The organism is Streptomyces marincola (genome assembly GCF_020410765.1).
Lineage (GTDB): Bacteria > Actinomycetota > Actinomycetes > Streptomycetales > Streptomycetaceae > Streptomyces > Streptomyces marincola.
The window spans coordinates 6,109,808-6,127,189 of sequence record NZ_CP084541.1 but is presented as its reverse complement, the minus strand read 5'-3'; the positions used below and the strand labels follow the sequence as shown (position 1 = coordinate 6,127,189).

13 protein-coding genes are annotated in these 17,382 nt (G+C 73.4%); 5 read left to right on the top strand and 8 right to left on the bottom strand.

Annotated elements, in window-relative coordinates; translation table 11 throughout:
- Positions 1-127 precede the first annotated feature (127 nt).
- Together LC193_RS27080 and idi are read left to right on the top strand one after the other, a co-directional pair.
- A complete protein-coding gene (locus tag LC193_RS27080; protein WP_226077999.1) occupies positions 128-1,060 on the top strand; it encodes a cation diffusion facilitator family transporter in 933 nt (310 codons plus the stop codon).
- 98 nt (positions 1,061-1,158) lie between these two features.
- The gene (idi, locus tag LC193_RS27075) at positions 1,159-1,728 is read left to right on the top strand and encodes an isopentenyl-diphosphate Delta-isomerase (RefSeq protein WP_226077998.1); all 570 of its coding nucleotides are present in this window, start codon (positions 1,159-1,161) and stop codon (positions 1,726-1,728) included.
- Between the two features lie 30 nt (positions 1,729-1,758).
- Here the strand turns inward: idi and LC193_RS27070 are convergent, their stop codons facing one another.
- Positions 1,759-2,130, bottom strand: a complete 372-nt coding sequence (locus LC193_RS27070) for an ATP-binding protein (protein ID WP_226077997.1) — start codon at positions 2,128-2,130, stop codon at positions 1,759-1,761.
- Positions 2,131-2,461: 331 nt separating this feature from the next.
- On the opposite strand from LC193_RS27070, the gene LC193_RS27065 reads away from it, so the two are divergent.
- Both LC193_RS27065 and LC193_RS27060 read left to right on the top strand, forming a co-directional pair.
- Positions 2,462-2,683: a zinc ribbon domain-containing protein gene (locus tag LC193_RS27065; protein WP_226077996.1), complete on the top strand. Its 222-nt coding sequence runs from the start codon at positions 2,462-2,464 to the stop codon at positions 2,681-2,683.
- A gap of 328 nt (positions 2,684-3,011) precedes the next feature.
- Complete coding sequence (locus tag LC193_RS27060; RefSeq protein WP_226077995.1) at positions 3,012-4,778, top strand: ABC transporter ATP-binding protein; 1,767 nt, start codon at positions 3,012-3,014, stop codon at positions 4,776-4,778.
- Between the two features lie 94 nt (positions 4,779-4,872).
- Here the strand turns inward: LC193_RS27060 and LC193_RS27055 are convergent, their stop codons facing one another.
- The 3 genes from LC193_RS27055 to LC193_RS27045 all read right to left on the bottom strand — a co-directional run bounded on the left by LC193_RS27055 (position 4,873) and on the right by LC193_RS27045 (position 10,356).
- The gene (locus LC193_RS27055; protein WP_226077994.1) at positions 4,873-6,480 is read right to left on the bottom strand and encodes an ABC-F family ATP-binding cassette domain-containing protein; all 1,608 of its coding nucleotides are present in this window, start codon (positions 6,478-6,480) and stop codon (positions 4,873-4,875) included.
- 319 nt (positions 6,481-6,799) lie between these two features.
- Entirely contained in the window at positions 6,800-7,771 is a 972-nt protein-coding gene (locus LC193_RS27050) for an acyl-ACP desaturase (RefSeq protein ID WP_226077993.1), read from the bottom strand.
- Positions 7,772-7,959: 188 nt separating this feature from the next.
- Positions 7,960-10,356: a Tex family protein gene (locus tag LC193_RS27045; protein WP_226077992.1), complete on the bottom strand. Its 2,397-nt coding sequence runs from the start codon at positions 10,354-10,356 to the stop codon at positions 7,960-7,962.
- A 653-nt stretch (positions 10,357-11,009) separates the two neighbouring features.
- Here LC193_RS27045 and LC193_RS27040 point away from each other — a divergent pair.
- Complete coding sequence (locus LC193_RS27040; protein ID WP_226077991.1) at positions 11,010-11,462, top strand: ATP-binding protein; 453 nt, start codon at positions 11,010-11,012, stop codon at positions 11,460-11,462.
- A 43-nt stretch (positions 11,463-11,505) separates the two neighbouring features.
- Here the strand turns inward: LC193_RS27040 and LC193_RS27035 are convergent, their stop codons facing one another.
- The 4 genes from LC193_RS27035 to LC193_RS27020 are packed head-to-tail and all read right to left on the bottom strand — an operon-like array spanning position 11,506 to position 17,346.
- On the bottom strand, positions 11,506-13,716 hold the full coding sequence (locus LC193_RS27035) for a 3-hydroxyacyl-CoA dehydrogenase NAD-binding domain-containing protein (protein ID WP_226077990.1): 2,211 nt from the start codon (positions 13,714-13,716) through the stop codon (positions 11,506-11,508).
- Between the two features lie 44 nt (positions 13,717-13,760).
- Positions 13,761-14,975, bottom strand: a complete 1,215-nt coding sequence (locus tag LC193_RS27030) for an acetyl-CoA C-acetyltransferase (RefSeq protein WP_226077989.1) — start codon at positions 14,973-14,975, stop codon at positions 13,761-13,763.
- Between the two features lie 35 nt (positions 14,976-15,010).
- Positions 15,011-16,177, bottom strand: coding sequence for an acyl-CoA dehydrogenase family protein (locus LC193_RS27025; protein WP_226077988.1), 1,167 nt, complete (start codon positions 16,175-16,177; stop codon positions 15,011-15,013).
- Positions 16,174-17,346, bottom strand: a complete 1,173-nt coding sequence (locus LC193_RS27020) for a CaiB/BaiF CoA transferase family protein (RefSeq protein ID WP_226077987.1) — start codon at positions 17,344-17,346, stop codon at positions 16,174-16,176. Before LC193_RS27020 ends, LC193_RS27025 begins: the two co-directional genes overlap by 4 nt.
- Positions 17,347-17,382 lie beyond the last annotated feature (36 nt).

The window sequence follows — 17,382 nt, the reverse complement described above, 5'->3', positions numbered from 1 at the left end:
GCACCCGGCGGGCCGGGACAGGAATCAGCAGGTCAGAGCACATGACAACGGTGTTCAGTGCCGCGTTGCCAGATACCCCCCTCCCGTAGTTCACTGTGGAGTGCCGACGAAACAAGGGGGCGCTTCGATGGGAGCCGGACACCACCACGGCGGGCCGCCGCGGGGCGGCACCGCGGGCGCGGCGCACCGCGGGCGGCTCACCGCGGCCCTCGCCATCGCCTGCGTTCTGCTGGTGGCCGAGCTGGTGGGCGCCGCGCTGACCGGCTCGCTCGCCCTGCTCGCCGACGCCGGCCACGTCGCCACGGACGCCGTCGGCATCGGCATGGCCCTGGTCGCCATCCACGTGGCCAACCGGCCGGTGCGCAGCGACCGGCGGACGTTCGGCTTCGCCCGCGTCGAGATCCTGGCGGCCCTGGCGAACTGCGTGCTGCTGCTGGGCGTGGGCGGGTACATCCTGATCGAGGCCATCGGCCGGCTGCGGGAGCCGGCCGAGGTGCCCGGCGGGCTGACGGTCGTGTTCGGCGTCGCCGGCCTGCTGCTCAACTGCGTGTCGCTCGCGCTGCTGATGCGCGGCCAGCGGGAGAGCCTGAATGTGCGCGGCGCCTTCCTCGAAGTGGCGGCGGACGCCCTGGGGTCGGTCGCGGTGATCGCCGCCGCCCTCGTGATCATGTTCACCGGCTGGCAGGCCGCGGACCCGGTCGCCTCCCTGCTGATCGCCCTCCTGATCGTGCCGCGCGCGGTCAGGCTGGCGCGCGAGGCGATCGACGTGCTCCTCGAAACCGCGCCGAAGGACGTGCGGATCGCCGAGGTCAGGGACCACGTGCTGGGACTGCCGGGCGTCGAGGGGCTGCATGACCTGCACGTGTGGACCATCACCTCCGGTATGCCCGCGCTGTCCGCCCACGTCGTGGTGGCGCGCGAGACGCTGGACGCGGTCGGCCACGAGGAGATGCTGCACGCGTTGCAGGGCTGCCTGGGCGAGCACTTCGACGTCGCGCACTGCACGTTCCAGCTCGAACCCTCGGGGCACGCCGCCCATGAGCCCGGTCTGTGCCACTGACCCGGTGCGGCACACTGGTCCTCTGCCCGCGGTGGCGGGCAGAGGGTAGGGCCGCGAGGCCGGGTAACGACGGCCGCGAGGCCCCGGGAGAGGTACGCATGCCGCAGAGCACCGACGCCATGGCGGATCAGGTCATGCTCGAACTCGTCGACGAGGACGGCAGGACGGTGGGGACCGCGGAGAAGCTGTCCGCACACCAGGCGCCGGGAAGACTGCACCGTGCCTTCTCCGTCTTCCTGTTCGACGCCGCGGGGCGGCTGCTGCTCCAGCGCCGCGCGCTGGGGAAGTACCACTCCCCCGGCGTCTGGTCGAACACGTGCTGCGGCCACCCGTACCCGGGCGAGCCGCCGTTCCTGGCCGCCACGCGGCGCACCGTCGAGGAGTTGGGCGTGGCGCCCGCGCTGCTGCGCGAGGCCGGCACGGTCACCTACCACCATCCGGATCCGCAGTCGGGTCTGGTCGAGCGGGAGTACAACCACCTGTTCGCCGGCCTGGTGGACCGGACGCCGCGGCCGTCCCCCGAGGAGGTCGCGGACACGGCCTTCGTCACGCCGGAGGAGCTGGCGGGGATGCGGGACTCCGGAGCGTTCTCCGCCTGGTTCCCCACGGTGCTCGACGCGGCGCGCCCGGCCCTGCGCCACCTGACGGGGGCGTCGGCGGGCTGGTGAGGGCGCGCCCGGCTCGCGCCCTGCCCCGCCTCACGCCCGGTCGTAGGGCAGGGTCGCCCAGATGACCTTGCCGCCCGACGCGGTCGGGTCCACACCGCAGTCGCCGCCCGCCTCCGCGGCCATGACCTTCACCAGCAGCAGGCCGCGCCCGCCGATGTCCTGCGCCTCCGGGTGCGGGTCGAGGGCGCGCGGGCGGTGGGGGTGCCGGTCCTCCACCGAGAGCCTGAGCCGCGCGCCGTCGAGGCCGGCCTCGACGGCGATCCGCGGGGTGAGCGGTCCGGCGTGCCTGATCGCGTTGGTGAGGAGCTCGGAGAGGATCAGCAGCGCGGCGTCCCGCCGTTCCGCGGAGAGCGGGGCGTGCTCGCGCAGGAAGTCGCCGACGGCGTGGCGCAGTCGTGGCACGGCGGAATCCGCCGGGGCGACGGTGTACCGGCGGACGCCGCGCGCGCGTCCCGGTGCCGGCGGAACCGCGGGGCGCGTCGGGGCGCTTGATCGACTCTCCATGCTGTCGGCACCGGTCCCTTCACTCGTGTTGGTGTCTCACTGGTTCCGAGTGTTGGCATGTGCCATGGCCCCATGACCCAGTGACCACAACTCGCCACATTTGAGACGTACCCCGATCAAGTTGATTCATTTGCCCTCGATTTACGACCGTCCTCTTACCCATGCCTGACGACTTCCCGCGGAGTGGGATGATCATCAAATAGCCGGCCGGAGGGAGCGAGGGAACGCGATGGGCCAACGTGCGATGCGGGTGTTCGTGGGCAATCAGCAGGTTCACTGCCCGTTCTGCCGCTACCACCTGTTCACCCGCCGCGAGATCAGGCTCGACGGCACCGGTCTGTCCTTCCTCGGGCTCGACTGGTCCGCGAAGTCCGCGACCGGGCTCATCTGCGGCCAGTGCGGCTACGTGCAGATGTTCTGCGAACCGCGGCTGCGCGTGGAGACCGCCTGACACAGGCGCCGGCGCGTCACCCGGTCAGGCGGGCGCACCGTTGCGAACGCGCGGCGGGTTGCCGTCCCGGCGCGGGCGCCGGTTCACGCGACTCCCCCGGGCGCACCGCCGCGCGTGCGCGGTCGCCGGCTCCCGGGAACGCGACGACCACCGCCTTTGCGCGGCGGCCACGGCCACGCATGACTACTATCACCATGTATATGAAGTACCCCGAACCAGAAGGAAAAGGGCAGATCCCTTTTGCTGTCGACATATCGGTGAGTGTCCGAGGCGCTACAGGGGCAAGGTCATCCCGACCGAATCCCCTGGAGGTTGGAGCGCAGCTGTCATGGCACTGCCGCAAGGTCCCCTGGAGCACCGCTACCAGGGGGAGCATCCGGTGCGGACCCTCGCCTATCTGTTCCGGGAAGACCGCCTCCGGCTCGTGGTCGCCGTTCTGGCATTCGTCGTCAAGCACAGCCCGGCCTGGCTGCTTCCCCTGGTCACCGCCAACATCATCGACATCGTCGTGGACCACAGGCCCGTCTCGGAACTGACCGCCAACGCGCTGCTGCTGGTCGCGGTGCTCGCCCTCAACTACCCGACGCACCTCCTCTACGTGCGGTGCATGCACGGCAGCGTGCGCCGCACGGGCACGGCGCTGCGTTCCGCGCTGTGCCGCCGCATGCAGGAGCTGTCCATCGGCTACCACTCCCGGGTCAGTGCCAGCGCGCTCCAGACGAAGGTGATCCGGGACGTGGAGAACATCGAGACGTCGGTGCAGCAGAGCGCCGACACGGGGCTCGCGGCGGTCATCACGCTCCTCGGCGGTCTCGCGGTCATCGGCCTGCGCGTGCCCGCGGCGCTCCCCGCGTTCATCGTGGTCGTGCCGGCGGCGGCGCTGCTCGTGCAGCGGCTGCGGTCCCGGCTGCGCGGCCAGAACGAGCAGTTCCGCCGCCAGGTCGAGCACCTGTCCACCCGGGTCGGCGAGATGACGAGCCTGATTCCCGTCACCCGGGCGCACGGCCTCGAACGGGCCGCGCTGCTGCGGGTGAACGGGTCCCTGCGGCAGGTGCTGTCCGCCGGCATACGGCTCGACCTGCTCAACGGGCACTTCGGCGCGCTGGCGTGGATCCTGCTGAACATGATCGGCATCACCTTCCTGACCGCCTCGGCCCTCGTCTCCTACTACCAGTGGCTGCCGGTCACGGCGGGCGACGTGGTGATGCTCAGCACCTTCTTCACCACGCTCACCGGCTCGATGACGATGCTGATGGGCCTGACCCCGATCATCGCCAAGGGCCTTGAGTCGGTGCGTTCGGCCGGCGAGGTGCTCCAGGCCCCCGACCTTGAAGTCAACGCGGGCAAGACGGAGGTCACGGCCGTCAAGGGCCGGCTGGTCTTCGACGACGTGACCTTCCGGTACGACGGCGAAGGGGCCGCGGCCATCACCGACTTCGACCTCACGGTGCCGCCGGGCGAGACCGTGGCCCTCGTCGGCGCCTCGGGCGCCGGCAAGTCCACCGTGCTCAACCTGCTGATCGGCTTCATCCGACCGGTGTCGGGCCGGATCCTGCTCGACGGCACCGACATGGCCGAACTCGACCTGCGCAGCTACCGGAGGTTCCTCTCGGTCGTCCCGCAGGAATCCGTGCTCTTCGAGGGCAGCATCAGGGAGAACGTCGGCTACGGCATGCGGGAGATCGACGAGCGCGCGGTGCGTGAGGCCCTGCGCGACGCCAACGCGCTGGAGTTCGTCGAACGGCTGCCCGACGGGCTCGACACCGTCGTCGGGGAACGCGGCGCCCGGCTGTCCGGCGGGCAGCGCCAGCGCATCGCCATCGCCAGGGCCCTGATCCGCGATCCGCGCATCCTGGTGCTCGACGAGGCGACCTCCGCCCTCGACACCCGTTCCGAGGCGCTGGTGCAGCAGGCGATGGACCGGCTGATGCGGGGCCGCACCGTGTTCGTCGTGGCTCACCGGCTGTCCACGGTGCGCGGCGCGGACCGCATCGTCGTCATGGAGCACGGCCGCATCAGCGAGGTCGGCAGCCACGCGGAACTGCTCAGGCGGGGCGGGGCCTATGCCCGGCTCCAGGCGACCCAGATGAGCTGAGGCCGAAGACCGCCGCGCGGGGCGCCCGCCACCGGCCCCGACCGGGCGGGCGGCACGGGCGCCCCGGCGGCCTTCCGCCGCGCGACGGCCCCGGTCACAGCGGCTCCGACTCGGTCAGCTCCCCGTCGAGCCGCAGCCACCTGTCGATGCCGAGCCCCCGCAGGAACGGCAGGTCGTGGCTGGCGACGAGCAGCGCGCCCCGGTAGGACGCGAGCGCCGACGTGAGCTGGCGCACGCTCGCCAGGTCCAGGTTGTTCGTCGGCTCGTCGAGCAGCAGCAGTTGCGGCGCCGGATCCGCGAGCATCAGGGCGGCGAGCGAGGCCCGGAACCGCTCCCCGCCCGAGAGCCCGCCCACCAGTTGATCCGGCCGGTCCTTGCGGAAGAGGAACCGCGCCAGCCGCGCGCGGGTCTGCTGCGGGTCCGCGCCGGAAGCCAGCGCGCGCACGTTGTCCAGGACGCTCAGCGACTCGTCGAGGATGTCGAGCCGCTGCGGCAGGTGGCGCAGCGGTACGTGCGCCACCACCTCGCCGGAACGGGCCGGCAGTTCCCCCACGACCGTGCGCAGCAGCGTGGTCTTGCCCGCGCCGTTCGGCCCCACGAGGGCGACCCGCTCGGGCCCCCGGAGCTGGAGCGTCGCCCGTGCCCCGCAGCGCAGTTCCGCGTCGGTGAGGGTCAGGACCCGCCGCCGCGGCGGCACCGCCGTGAACGGCAGGTCCACCCGGATCTCGTCGTCGTCCCGCACCGCGCCCTCGGCCTCGGTCAGCCGCTCGCGCGCCTTCTCCAGCCGCTCCTCGTGCAGGATGCGGTGCTTGCCCGCGGACTCCTGGGCCGTCCGCTTGCGGGCCCGCATCACCGCGCGCGGCTCCTTCTTGTTCTCGAACGCCTTCTTCGCCATGCGGGCGCGGCCCGCCAGTTTGTCGTGCGCCTCGATCAGTTCGCGCTTCTGCCGCCGCACGTCCGCCTCGGCCACGCGCACCATGCGTTCGGCCGCCTCCTGTTCGACGGAGAGCGCCTCCTCGTACGCGGAGAGCGTGCCGCCGAACCACCGCACCGTGCCCTCCCGCAGATCGGCGATGTGATCGACGCGTTCGAGCAGTTCACGGTCGTGGCTGACGACCACGAGCACGCCGCGCCAGGCGGAGACCGCCGCGTACAGGCGCTGCCTGGCGTCCACGTCGAGGTTGTTGGTGGGCTCGTCGAGCAGCAGGACCTCGGGGCGGCGCAGCAGCAGGGCGGCCAGCCGCAGCAGTACGCCCTCGCCACCGGACACCTCGCCGACCGTGCGGTCGAGCCCGATGTGGGCGAGCCCGAGCTGTTCGAGCGTGGCGCGCGTGCGTTCCTCCACGTCCCAGTCCTCGCCGACGGCCGCGAAGTGCCGTTCGTCCGTGTCGCCCGCCTCGATGGCGTGCAGCGCCGCGCGGGTACGGGCGATGCCCAGCACGTCGTCGACCCTGCGGCCGGTGTCGAGCGTGAGGTTCTGCGGAAGGTGTCCGACCTCTCCCGCGACCCGCACGGCACCGGCGGACGGGGTGAGTTCGCCGGCGATGAGTTTCAGCAGCGTCGACTTGCCGCTCCCGTTGAGACCGATCAGCCCGGTGCGGCCGGGGCCGACGGCGAGATCGAGGCCGTCGAGGACGGGAGTGCCGTCGGGCCAGGAGAACGTGAGCTGCTGACAGGTGATGTACGTGATGGCTGCGGCCATGGGGGCCTCCGGTGCGCTCGGGTGGGTGTCGGGCGGCACAGGGAAGACACCGAGCCCGGACCGGGCGCGGGCGAACCGGAGGAGGAGGCGGGAGAACGGCCGTCACATCCGAGGTGGGTCGCGAGGGCGCGGCGCGTGCGTGTGGGCACGTCCGTCGGGCTCGCGGCGTCTTCCGACCTCAGATGAACAAGGGCCTCTCCGATCGACGGCAACAGGGCCGAGTCCGAGCGTAGGCATCGGGCCTCGGCCCCGCAACCGGCTTTTCCCGCCCGCTCCCGGTCGCGGTGCCGGGAGCGGGCGGGGCGCGGCGGGCGCGGTGTCAGCCCGCCTTCCGCGCCGCGATTCGTGCGCGGCGGGCGGCGAGCCGCTCGTCGAAGAGCGCCGCCTCGGCGTCGAGCCCGGACAGGAACGTGCCCAGCTCCTCCTGCGCCTTCTGCCCCTCGGCGCCCAAGCCGCCGAGGTCGAGCGCCTTCAGGTTGCGAAGCACCGGCTGCACGACGTCGTCGTGGTGGATGCGCAGGTTGTAGATGCCGCCGACGGCCATGCGGGCCGCGGCCCGCTCGAAGCCCGGGATGCCGTGGCCCGGCATGCGGAAGCCGACGACGACATCGCGCACGGCGCGCATCGTCTGGTCGGGGGCCAGCTCGAAGGCCGCGCGCAGCAGATTGCGGTAGAAAACCATGTGAAGGTTTTCGTCCGTGGCGATCCGGGCGAGCATCCGGTCGCACACCGGGTCGCCGGACTCATGCCCGGTGTTGCGGTGCGAGATGCGGGTGGCCAGCTCCTGGAAGGCGACGTACGCCACCGAGTGGAGCATCGAGTGCCGGTTGTCCGACTCGAAGCCCTCCGACATGTGGGCCATGCGGAAGTTCTCCAGCTGCACCGGGTCCACCGCCCGCGTGGTGAGCAGGTAGTCCCGCATCACGATGCCGTGCCTGCCCTCTTCCGCGGTCCACCGGTGCACCCAGGTCCCCCACGCGCCGTCGCGTCCGAAGATGGTCGCTATTTCGTGGTGGTAACTCGGCAGGTTGTCCTCGGTGAGGAGGTTGACGACGAGGGCGGTCCTGCCGACGTCGCTCACCTTGGACTGCTCCGGCGCCCACGCCTCCCCGCCCAGCGGGCCGTCGAAGTCGCGGCCCTCGCTCCACGGGACGTACTCGTGCGGCATCCAGTCCTTGGCCACGGCCAGATGGCGGTTCAGCTCGCGCTCCACCACCTCCTCCAGGGCGAAGAGCAGCCGGGTGTCGGTCCACTCGTCGGGCCCGTTGGCGGCGCTGGGGTCGAGGGTCACAAATAACTCCTGGAGATCGGGACAGCTCGGAATGACGAACTACCTACGAGACCGTAGGTTACGGCACCGTAAGTTGTTACCCGTCGGTCTGGCAAGGAAAGATGACGGAAATCGCACACGCGAAGGCCCGGACGGCGCCACGCGCCGTCCGGGCCCTCGTGCGGGGAACGCGGGGTCTCCGCGCTCGCCTACCGTTTGCGCCGCTCGGAGTCCAGCAGACCGGCCCGCCGCAGGGCGTCGGCCATCGCGCTGTTCGCGGGCGGCTGGGCCTCGCGGCGCCGACCGCCGCCGTCGGCCGGCCGGCCTCCCCTGCGGTCGCGCTGCCTGGGCGCGCCGCCCCTGGCTCCGCGCTCCTCCCGTGCCCGGCCCCGGCCGCCACCGGCCTCGGGCTCCTCGTCGAGGCGCAGCGTCAGGGAGATGCGCTTGCGCGGCACGTCCACGTCGAGGACCTTCACCTTGACGATGTCACCCGGCTTGACGACCTCGCGCGGGTCGGACACGAACTTGCGCGACATGGCCGAGACGTGCACAAGACCGTCCTGGTGGACGCCGATGTCGACGAACGCGCCGAAGGCCGCCACGTTGGACACCACGCCTTCGAGCACCATGCCGGCGGACAGGTCGCCCAGGGTCTCGACCCCCTCGCGGAACCGCGCCGTCTTGAAGGCGGGCCGCGGGTCGCGGCCCGGCTTCTCCAGCTCCTTGATGATGTCGGTGACCGTGGGCAGGCCGAAGGTGTCGTCGACGAAGTCGCCGGGCGACAGGGCGCGCAGGGCCGCGGCGTTGCCGACGAGCGAGGGCACGTCCGTGCCGGTGGCGCCCGCGATGCGGCGCACCACCGGATACGCCTCGGGGTGCACCGCGGAGGCGTCGAGCGGGTCGGCGCCGCGGACGCGCAGGAAGCCCGCGCACTGCTCGAACGCCTTGGGGCCCAGCCGGGAGACGCCCTTGAGCGCGCCCCGGTCGGGGAACGGGCCGTTCGCGTCGCGGTGGGCCACGATGTTCTCCGCGAGCGTGCCGCCGATCCCGGAGACGCGGGCCAGCAGCGGAACGGACGCGGTGTTGACGTCGACGCCGACCCCGTTCACGCAGTCCTCGACCACCGCGTCCAGGGAGCGGGAGAGCTTCACCTCGGACAGGTCGTGCTGGTACTGGCCCACGCCGATCGACTTGGGGTCGATCTTGACCAGCTCGGCCAGCGGGTCCTGGAGCCTGCGCGCGATCGACACCGCGCCGCGCAGCGAGACGTCGAGCTCGGGCAGCTCCTGGGCGGCGAACGCCGAGGCGGAGTAGACCGAGGCCCCCGCCTCGGAGACCACCATCTTCGTCAGCTTCCGCTCGGGCAGGCGGGCGATCAGCTCCCCGGCGAGCTTGTCGGTCTCGCGGGAGGCCGTGCCGTTGCCGATGGCGACCAGCTCGACGCCGTGCTCCGCCACGAGGGCGGCGAGCCGGGCCAGGGACTCGTCCCAACGGCGCTTCGGCGCGTGCGGGTAGACGGTGTCGGTGGCCGCAACCTTGCCGGTGGCGTCGACGACGGCGACCTTGACACCGGTGCGCAGCCCCGGGTCGAGGCCCATGGTCGGCCGGGTGCCGGCCGGGGCGGCAAGCAGCAGGTCGCGCAGGTTGGCGGCGAAGACGGCCACCGCGTCGTCCTCGGCCGCGGTGCGCAGCCGGGTGCGCAGGTCGATCCCCAGGTGCACGAGGATGCGGGTGCGCCAGGCCCAGCGGACGGTTTCGAGCAGCCACGCGTCGGCGGGGCGCCCTCGGTCGGCGATGCCGAAGCGGCGGGCGATGACGCGTTCGAACGAGGACGGCTCGGCGGGGCCTTCCGCCGGTGCGGCCGACGGCTCGGGTTCGAGCGCGAGGTCGAGGACCTCCTCCTTCTCGCCGCGGAGCATCGCGAGCACCCGGTGCGAGGGCAGCTCGGTGAAGGGCTCGGCGAAGTCGAAGTAGTCCGCGAACTTCGCGCCCTCCTCCTCCTTGCCCTCCCGCACCTTCGCCACCAGGCGGCCGTGCGACCACATCCGCTCGCGCAGCTCACCGATGAGGTCGGCGTCCTCGCCGAACCGCTCGGTCAGGATCGCCCGGGCGCCCTGGAGGGCCGCGTCGGCGTCCTGGACGCCGCGCCCGGGGTCGACGAACGCCGCCGCGGCGGCCCGCGGGCTCACCTCAGGGTCGCCGATGAGGCCGTCCGCGAGGGGTTCGAGCCCGGCCTCGCGCGCGATCTGCGCCTTGGTGCGCCGCTTGGGCTTGTACGGCAGGTAGATGTCCTCAAGCCTGGCCTTGGTCCCCGCCTCGCGGATGGCCGTCTCCAGCGCCTGGTCCAGCTTGCCCTGGCCGCGCACGGACTCCAGGATCGCCTCGCGCCGCTCCTCCAGCTCCCTGAGGTACCGCAGCCGCTCTTCGAGCTCGCGCAGCTGCCCGTCGTCGAGCGTGCCGGTGACCTCCTTCCGGTAGCGGGCGATGAACGGTACGGTCGCGCCGCCGTCGAGCAACCCCACGGCCGCCCGCACCTGGCCTTCCCGGACGCCCAGCTCCTCGGCGATCCTGCTTTCGATGGACCGGCCTGCGACCGACTCTGTCACGTTCCACGCTCCGCTTTCCCGGCACGCTCTGCGCCGCTTCAGCATTCTGGCAGGGCCCACCGACAACGGGAGGTGCAGGCACGCCGCGCGCGGCGCGCCCCGGCAGGCGCGGGCCCCCCGCACCCCGTCCCCGCGTCCGCTCCGCCGCGCGCCGTGCGGCGCGCTCCGGACTCCGGCACGACGCGCCGGGGTCGCGTGAGCGCGGGCGGCGGCGCACGCGAAACGTTCCGCTCCGCCCGTCTCGTTCCTCCCACGAGCCACTTCCTCGAACGGAGATGCGGGACGGGAGCGTCAGGCCGCGGCGCGCCGCGCCGCCCCGGGACCACGCGGGAGCCCGGCCGGTCGCGGACCGGCTCCGCGCCCGTGCCCCCGTTCCGGACGAACTCCCGACCACCCTCTGGCCGCCCTCCGGCCGACTTGGGACGAACGCGGGCCGGTCGGCGGACGAACGCCGCGCGGTGCGCGGGCGGCCCGCGGCGCGCCCGGCGCGCGGGCCCGCGCGCGAGCGGGGCGCCGGCGGGGCGAACCGGCCGGACGGAGTGCCGCCACACCCGCCGCACAGGTGATATGAACTCCACATGTGCAGCTGAATTCCTTGTGGACGGCCGGGAGTTAGTGGCCGGGTGCGACAAGTGACACAGTGCACTCCCGCCATGACATCCCGTGGGAAGCCGGAGGGAACCATGACGCTCACCAGCGAGGACATCGACGCCGACCAAGTCTCCCGCAGCTGGCCGCTGACGGCGCGCCGGGAGGATCTCGCACGCTTCCGGCGCCTGGCGTCGCTCGCCATGCGCGAGTGGGGGCAGCCCCCGCACGTGACGGAGCTGGTGCTGCACGGCGTGACCGAGCTGCTCTCCAACGTCGCGCACCACGTGGCGGATCCGCGCTGCACGCTCGAACTGTCCATGGCCGGCGAGGTCGTCCAGGTCACGGTGCACGACCGGTCCCCCGTCCTGCCCAGGATCACGCTGCCGGACTGGACCGCGGAGGAGGGGCGCGGCCTGTGGCTGCTGCGGGAGATGGCCGACGGGCTCGGCTTCGCCCGCACCGAGGAGGGCAAGCAGGTGTGGGTGCGGGTGCGGGCCGGCGACCCGGGCCTGTGAGGGGCGGTCCGCCGCCCCGGCCCGGGCCCCGGCGCGCCGGTGGTCAGGAGTCGCGGAACGGCCGCCCGGCCGCGGCGTGTTCACGCAGCAGCGCGGGCGGTTCGAAGCGCCGGCCGTAGCGCTCCACGAGCGCGTCGGCGCGGGCGGCGAACCCCGCCGGGCCCCCGGGGTACCCGTTGATGTACTGGAGCACGCCGCCGGTCCAGCCGGGGAAGCCGATGCCGAGCAGGGAGCCGACGTTGGCGTCGGCCACCGAGGTGAGCACCCCGTCCTGGAGCAGGCGGACCGCGGCCAGCGACTCCGAGAACAGCAGCCGCTCGCCCATGTCGCCGAACGGCACCGCGGCGTCCGCACGGGCGAAGTGGGTGCGCAGTCCCGGCCACAGGCGCAGCCGCCGGTCGTCCTCGTACTCGTAGAAGCCCGCGCCCGCGCCGCGCCCAGGGCGCCCGAACTCGTCGATCATGCGGTCGATGACGGCCGCGCCCGGGCCCGGCCGCCAGGTCTCGCCGGCCGCCTCGGCCGCCGCCCTGGCCTCCTGCCACACGCGGCGCGGCAGCCCGAGGGTCATGCGGTCGAGCAGCGCGAGCGGCGGCGTGGGGTAGCCGGCCGCCGCCGCGGCCCGCTCCAGGGAGACCGGGTCGACGCCCTCGCCGACCATGGCCAGCGCCTCTTCGAGGAAGCGTCCGATCACGTGCGAGGTGAAGAAGCCGCGCGCGTCGCCCACGACGATGGGCGACTTGCCGAGCCGGCGGGCGAGTGCCACCGCGCGGGCCAGCGCCTCGGGAGAGGTCCGCTCGCCCTTGATGATCTCGACCAGCGGCATCCGGTCGGCCGGCCAGAAGAAGTGCAGCCCGATGAAGTCCTCGGGGCGGTCGGCGGCCCGGGCCAGCCGGGACACCGGGAGGGTCGAGGTGTTGGTGCACAGCAGCGCGTCCGGTGCCACCGCGCCGCCGATCTCCTGGAACACCTTCTCCTTGAGCGCCTGGTCCTCGAAGACCGCCTCGATCACCACGTCGCACCCGGCGAGGTCGCCGGCCGCCGCGGTGGGGGTGATGCGGGCGAGGTGCGCGTCCCGTTCCGCCTCGGTGGTGCGGCCCGCGGCCAGCGCCTTGGCCAGCAGGCCGGCGGAGTGCTCCTTGCCGCGCGCCGCGGCCTCGTGCGTGACGTCCTTGAGCACCACGTCGAGCCCGGCGGCGGCGCACGCGTGCGCGATGCCGGCGCCCATGAGCCCCGCGCCGACGACGGCGACGCGCGCGGCCGGCCGGGTCGGCGCGGTGTCGGCGCGGCCCGCCCCCGAGTTGACGGCCCGCAGGTCGAAGAAGAACGCCTGGATCATGTTCTTCGCGGTCTGCCCGGTGACCAGTTCGGTGAAGTACCTGGCCTCGATGGTCTGGGCGGTCTCGAAGTCGACCTGGGCGCCCTCGACCGCGGCGGCCAGGATGTTGCGCGGCGCGGGGTAGGGCGCCCCGCCGGTGCGCTGGGCGAGGGTGGCGGGCAGCGAGGGCAGGACCTGGGCGAGTCGCGGATCGGCCGGGGTGCCGCCCGGCAGGCGGTACCCGGGGGCGTCCCAGGGCTGCGCCGACTCCGGGTGGGCGAGGACGAAGGCGCGGGCCCGTTCCAGCAGTTCGTCCCGGGTGGTGACGACCTCGTGGACGAGGCCGAGTTCGCGCGCCGCGGCCGGGCGCAGCCGGCGGCCTTCGAGGAGCACGTCGCGCAGCGCGCCGACGACCCCGAGCAGCCGGACGGTGCGCACCACGCCGCCGCCCCCGGGCAGCAGGCCGAGCGTCACCTCGGGCAGCCCGACCCGGCAGCCCGGGGTGTCGAGGACGATCCTGTGGTGGCACGCGAGCGCGATCTCGAAGCCGCCGCCGAGCGCCGTGCCGCCGATGGCGGCGACGACGGGCCGGCCGAGGGTCTCGATGCGCCGCAGGGCCTTCTTGACGCGCAGTCCCGTCTCGAAGACCCGCGCGGCGTCCTCGGGTCCCGCGCCGATCAGCTCCGCCAGGTCGCCGCCCGCGAAGAAGGTGTCCTTGGCCGAGGTGACGATGACGCCGCGCACCGTTTCGGCCTCGGCGGCGAGCCGGTCGGCGACCTCCGTGAGCGAGGCGACGAACGCGGCGTTCATGGTGTTGGCGGACCGTTCCGGGTCGTCCAGGGTCAGGGTGACGACGCCGTCGGCGTCCCGCTCCCAGCGGATGGTCCCGTGGGTGGCGTGCGACGCCTGCGTCTCGCGCGGCTCGTTCGACTGCGACATGGTGTGGCTGTTCTCCAGGGACGGGAAACGACGGGGCGGCGGGGTCAGACGCGTTCGATCACGGTGGCGATCCCCATGCCGCCGCCGATGCACAGGGTGGCGAGGCCGTAGCGCAGCTCGCGGCGTTCCAGCTCGTCGACGAGGGTGCCCAGGATCATGGCGCCGGTGGCGCCCAGGGGGTGCCCCATGGCGATGGCGCCGCCGTTGACGTTGACCTTGTCGAGGTCGAGGCCCATCTCGCGGACGAAGCGCAGGACGACGGCGGCGAACGCCTCGTTGACCTCGACGAGGTCGATGTCGTCGATGGTCAGGCCCGCTTTGGCCAGGGCCTTGCGGGTGGCGGGCGCGGGCCCGGTGAGCATGATGGTCGGCTCGGAGCCGACGACGGCGGCGGAGAGCACGCGGGCGCGCGGGGTGAGTCCGTACCGCTCGCCGACCGCGGCGCTGCCGACGGCGACGAGCGCCGCCCCGTCCACGATGCCGGAGGAGTTGCCCGCGTGGTGCACGTGCTCGATCCGCTCGACCCAGTGGTACTTCTGGAGGGCCACGGCGTCGAACCCGCCCTGCTCCCCCAGCGCGGCGAACGCCGGCTTCAGCCGGGCCAGGGAGTCGACCGTGGTGCCGGGCCGCATGTGCTCGTCGCGGTCGAGCACGAGCAGGCCGTTGCGGTCGGTCACGGGGATCACCGACCGGGAGAAGTGCCCCTCCTTCCAGGCGTGCGCGGCGCGCTCCTGCGAGCGGGCCGCGAACGCGTCGACGTCGCGGCGGCCGAGCCCGTCGAGCGTGGCGATCAGGTCGGCCCCCACGCCCTGCGGCACGAAGCCGACCGTGTGGTTGGTCATCGGGTCCATCGCCCAGGCTCCGCCGTCGGAACCGATCGGCACACGGGACATCGACTCGACGCCGCCGGCCAGGATCAGGTCGTCCCACCCGGAACGCACCCTGGCGGCGGCGATGTTGACGGCTTCGAGCCCGGAGCCGCAGAAGCGGTTCTCCTGCACGCCCGCGACCGTCTCCGGCAGTCCGGCGGCGATGGCGGCGATCTTGGCGATGTCGGAGCCCTGGTCGCCGTGCGGGCTCACGACCCCGAGCACGATGTCGTCGATCGCGGCGGGGTCGAGCCCGGGGAGCCGTTCGCGCAGCGCGTGGAGGAGTCCCACGACGAGGTCGATCGGCTTGGTGCCGTGCAGCGCCCCGTCGGCCTTGCCCCGGCCGCGCGGGGTCCTGATCGCGTCGTACAGGTAGGCTTCCTGGCTCACGGGCGTGTTCTCCTGGTTCACGTGGCCGGCCGGCGTCAGCCGGGCCGGCGGCCGGTCCTGTCGGTGAGGAGCGACCGGCCGATGATCTCCTTCATGATCTCGGTCGTGCCGCCGTAGATGGTCTGCACCCGCCCGTCGGTGAACGCCCGCGCGACCGGGTACTCCGTCATGTACCCGTATCCGCCGTGCAGTTGCAGGCACCGGTCGGCGACGCGCTTCTGGAGCTCCGTGGCCCACCACTTGGCCATCGACGCCTGCACCGCGTCCAGTTCCCCCGCGGCGTGCTCCTCGACGCACCGGTCGACGAACGTCCTGGTGACGGCGCACTCGGTGGCCATCTCCGCGATTTCGAACCGCACGTGCTGGAGCGCCGCCAGCGGGCGGCCGAACGCCTCGCGCTCCCGCACGTGGCGGGTGGTGATCTCCAGCAGGTGCTCCGCGCCGGCGATGGCGCCGACGGCGATGGTCAGGCGTTCCTGCGGCAGGTGGTCCATCAGGTGGCCGAAGCCGCCGTGGACGCGGCCCAGCAGGTTCTCCTTCGGGACGCGTACGTCCGTGAAGGACAGCTCGGCGGTGTCCTGCGCCTTTTGGCCGATCTTGTCGAGGTTGCGCCCGCGGGCGAAACCGGGCATGCCGCGCTCGACGACCAGGAGGCTGAGCCCTTTGGACCCGCCCTCCGGTGTCGTGCGGGCGACGACGATCACCAGGTCGGCCAGAATGCCGTTGGAGATGAACGTCTTGGCGCCGTTGAGCAGCCAGTGGTCGCCCCGGTCGACGGCCGAGGTGCGGACGCCCTGGAGGTCGGAGCCCGCGCCCGGCTCGGTCATGGCCACCGCGCCGATCAGCTCGCCCGAGCAGAAGCCGGGCAGCCAGCGCCGTTTCTGCTCCTCCGTGCCGAGCGAGGTCAGGTAGGGGCCGATGACGTCGTTGTGCAGGGCGACGGCGAAGCCGCGCACGCCGGCCCGCGTGAACTCCTCGCCGAGGACGGCGGCGAACCGGTAGTCGGCCGTTCCGCCGCCGCCGTACTCCTCGTCGACCGCGAGGCCGAGCAGCCCCTGGCGCCCGGCGGCGAGCCAGGCGTCGCGGGAGACGATGCCGTCGCGCTCCCACTGCTCGTAGTGCGGTGCCACCTCCTTGGCCAGGAAGGTGCGGACCATGGCGCGGAACGCCTCGTGCTCCGGGGTGAACAGACGCCGTTTCACCGGTCACCGCTCTCGTGTCGGGTCAGCTCTGGCAGGTCCCAGTCGCGGGCCACGCCCTCGGTGTCCGCGCCGGGCAGCGAGGGGCCGCGGCGGATGCCGGCCGGCGTCGCGGAGAAGCGCGGCGCGGGCGCGGGCTGGCGCACGCCGCCGTGCTCGGTGAACGTGCCGCGGGCCGCGAGGTGCGGGTGGCGGGGCGCCTCGCCCAGCGTGAGGACCGGTTCGACGCACGCGTCGGTGCCCTCGAACACCCGCGTCCACTCGGCCCGGGTGCGCGTGGCGAAGCGTTCGGCGATGCGGGCGCGCAGCGCGGGCCAGACGGCCGGGTCCGTGCGGCGGTCCTGGTCGGCCGCCGGGTCGTCCGCGAGGCCGGCGAGGCGGACGAACTCGGCCCAGAACCGCGGTTCGAGGGCGGCGACGGCCATGTGCCCGCCGTCGGCCGTCGCGTAGACGCGGTAGTAGGGGCAGCCGCCGTCGAGCAGGTTCGCCTCGCGGCGGTCCTGCCAGGCCCCGGCCGCCAGCATGCCGTGCACCAGCGTGCTCAGGTGGGCGACGCCGTCCACGACGGCCGCGTCGACGACCTGGCCGCGGCCCGTGGTGCCGACCGCGCGCAGCGCGGCGAGCACCCCAGTGACCAGGTAGAGGGAGCCGCCGGCGTAGTCGCCGAGCAGGTTCGCGGGGGCCGCGGGCGGGCCCTGGGCCGGGCCCGTCATGGCCAGCGCGCCGGTCAGCGCGAGGTAGCCGAGGTCGTGCCCCGCGCGGCGGGCCAGCGGCCCCTCCTGCCCCCAGCCGGTCATCCGCCCGTAGACCAGGCGGGGGTTGCGGTCCAGGCAGGGCTCTGGACCGACCCCGAGCCGTTCCGCGACCCCGGGTCTGAAGCCCTCGATCAGCACGTCCGCGCGCTCGGCCAGGGCGAGCACGAGGGCGGCGGCGCCGGGTGCCTTGAGGTCGATGACGACGGAGCGCTTGTTGCGGTTGACGACATCGGCCGCCGGCGGGAGCCCCAGGGCCGCGCCGCCCGGCCGGTCGACCCGCACCACGTCGGCGCCGAGGTCGGCCAGCAGCATCGCGGCGAAGGGGCCGGGACCGATGCCGCCGAGTTCGACCACGCGCACGCCGGTCAGCGGCCCCTCGCCCGTGGCCGCGCTCCCCGCCGCACTCGCTGCTGTCATCGGCTCCCCAGGCGTCGTGCGGCATGTGCGGTGACA

Coding starts and splice junctions, on each gene's coding strand:
- LC193_RS27080 (WP_226077999.1), top strand. CDS start 128: ATGGGAGCCGGACACCACCACGGCGGGCCGCCGCGGGGCGGCACCGCG.
- idi (WP_226077998.1), top strand. CDS start 1,159: ATGCCGCAGAGCACCGACGCCATGGCGGATCAGGTCATGCTCGAACTC.
- LC193_RS27065 (WP_226077996.1), top strand. CDS start 2,462: ATGGGCCAACGTGCGATGCGGGTGTTCGTGGGCAATCAGCAGGTTCAC.
- LC193_RS27060 (WP_226077995.1), top strand. CDS start 3,012: ATGGCACTGCCGCAAGGTCCCCTGGAGCACCGCTACCAGGGGGAGCAT.
- LC193_RS27055 (WP_226077994.1), bottom strand. CDS start 6,480: ATGGCCGCAGCCATCACGTACATCACCTGTCAGCAGCTCACGTTCTCC.
- LC193_RS27040 (WP_226077991.1), top strand. CDS start 11,010: ATGACATCCCGTGGGAAGCCGGAGGGAACCATGACGCTCACCAGCGAG.
- LC193_RS27035 (WP_226077990.1), bottom strand. CDS start 13,716: ATGTCGCAGTCGAACGAGCCGCGCGAGACGCAGGCGTCGCACGCCACC.
- LC193_RS27020 (WP_226077987.1), bottom strand. CDS start 17,346: ATGACAGCAGCGAGTGCGGCGGGGAGCGCGGCCACGGGCGAGGGGCCG.